Source organism: Methanobrevibacter ruminantium, assembly GCF_016294135.1.
GTDB classification, from domain to species: Archaea; Methanobacteriota; Methanobacteria; order Methanobacteriales; family Methanobacteriaceae; genus Methanobrevibacter; species Methanobrevibacter ruminantium_A.
The window spans coordinates 1-2,219 of record NZ_JAEDCO010000079.1 but is presented as its reverse complement, the minus strand read 5'-3'; the positions used below and the strand labels follow the sequence as shown (position 1 = coordinate 2,219).

The window sequence follows — 2,219 nt, the reverse complement described above, 5'->3', positions numbered from 1 at the left end:
CAAATAAAAAAAGAAGAGGGAGTTAATTCTCCCCCTTCTTTATATTGTTTTTTTTTACTTATCGAAAATCAGTCTACTTTCATAAGCTACTATTTCAGCCCATTCTTGTTTAGGAAAAGTAGCTAAGAAACCAGTCTTATGGAAAAAGACTTTCTGTGTTTGAATTTTTCCAGAATCTACCGATTTATCATAGTTCTGAAGATCCAGATACAACTGATTATTAACATCCTTTAATAATTCTCTATTTATTATAGGATGTGCTTCACTATCAGTTGTAGCTACTTGCCACCAACCAGGATTAGTAGCAGGTTCTACAATATAGTAAACCTTTTCAGGATTGAATACCATACTTGGTACATATTTATCAATGGAAACAATTTTACGAGGTCCCATTGTGTTTTCTATTTCAGCGATATGGTTTTCCTCATAAGTTTTTCTCATGTTCTTATAAGTGTTAATCATACCTCTGAATGTCAGAACTAAGAATTCAACAGCTTTCATGAAATTACTCATTTGAGCTACTGAATCTTTAGGATCCCCATTTAACCAACTGATTGTTAGCGAAAGTGGATTTTGCATTTTTCTGTATCCGTTGAAAACATTTTCAGTTTTTATGGAACCAAAATTATCATTTGCATCTAGAGGCATAAAGAAATCTCTATCAACTCTAGATACAAATTCTTCGCCAATTAATTCTGGCCCTATAGCAAGCCATAGTTTTGATGAAGCTGTATAAGGCTGTTCAAGCCTTTTCTTTTCAATAAATGAAAGACTATCAAATCCTCCATTTATTGGGTCACGGACTACTAACTGATCATGATGATCAAATAATCCATTTCCAATATCACCAATAATGAACTTTTTATTTAGCGATTCAAGTTCATCAATAGTTTTTTGTACATCATTTCTTGAGATTCTTAAAATCTCTGGTATAGATATAATCCCATTTTCCTGACGCACAGCAATTATTTCTGCAACAAATACTACATCATCAAGGTGAAATGTACCACCATGAACGACGATAGTATTTAATTCTTTCAAATCTTCCATTGAAATTGAAGATTTAATTTTTGAAATTTCTGCTGAATTTTCAGCATATGATAAAAATTCTTTAGCCATAACTTACCTCCTATATAGCTATTAATATAATATACAAAAAAAAACAATTGATTTACAAAAAATAGAGAGGATTAATATCCTCTCTATTTAAATTATACTTGTTTCTTTAAGATTTCAATTCCAGCATTTTCTATGAATTTATCCATGAGAATACCACAATTGATATCTACTTTTTCATTACCTTCATCTCCAGAATGACCTGGAACATGAAGCCAATAAATTTTTCGTTCAGAATTTAATTCATAAAGAGCTTGCCATAGATCAACATTTTTAACTGGTTCAGACTGTCCATCTTTATTAATTTTCATCCAGTTATTTTTAACCCATTTCTTAGTCCAGAATAAAATTCCAAATCTTACATAATCAGAATCTAGATAAATAGTTACCCATTTATCTTTAGGAACACCATTATTATTTAGATATTCAATAGCTCTGATAGCAGCCATTAATTCCATCTGATTATTAGTCGCATTATCTTCTGCTTTTCCATGAACTTCTTTTGTTTCAGTATCATAGAAAGACCATGCACCAATATAACGTTTTCCATCAGGAGTGTTCAAAATACGAGAACCACCATCAGTGTATAAAACTTTAATAGATTCTTCATTAGGTTTAAATTCCCTACGAGGCGACTGATTAGTTGTCTCACTTGCATACTTCTGATTGTCATTAGGAGACCATTTAAATTCAGATCCAAAATTATCAATTGTTTCCATAAGCTATTTCTTCCTTAATACCATCTTCTGATAAAACTGTCCTATTTGTAGTTTTATGAATTTTTAATCCTGATGATATATCTTCTTTAATCTCGATAATATAACCATTTGATCCAATATATTCTCCAATTTTTACTAATTGGGGTTTTAAACGTCGTGTTCCATCTGGATTCAATCCTAATTTACGCATTGTAGACGGCGATTGTTTATAAATAGGATTGTTTTTATCAAATTTCTTTTCTTCAGATTTTTCATCATTTGAAGATTCTACATAATCTGAAGATCTTAGATTTGTTTGTTTCTTTTCGTAAAAATCGTGATCGTTAATAAAAGCTCGTAAACGATTATTTTCATCTACAGTTTCATCATATTCACGTTTTACTT

3 protein-coding genes are annotated in these 2,219 nt (G+C 30.6%); all 3 read right to left on the bottom strand.

Annotated features, from left to right (window positions below; genetic code table 11):
- Window positions 1-54: 54 nt before the first annotated feature.
- Entirely contained in the window at window positions 55-1,119 is a 1,065-nt protein-coding gene (locus VW161_RS08870) for an MYG1 family protein (protein ID WP_325192966.1), read from the bottom strand.
- Window positions 1,120-1,211: 92 nt separating this feature from the next.
- Window positions 1,212-1,835, bottom strand: a complete 624-nt coding sequence (locus tag VW161_RS08865) for a ribonuclease H family protein (protein WP_325192965.1) — start codon at window positions 1,833-1,835, stop codon at window positions 1,212-1,214.
- On the bottom strand, window positions 1,822-2,219 hold a 398-nt coding region (locus VW161_RS08860; RefSeq protein WP_325192964.1), incomplete at its 5' end, for a hypothetical protein. The genes VW161_RS08865 and VW161_RS08860, both read right to left, overlap by 14 nt.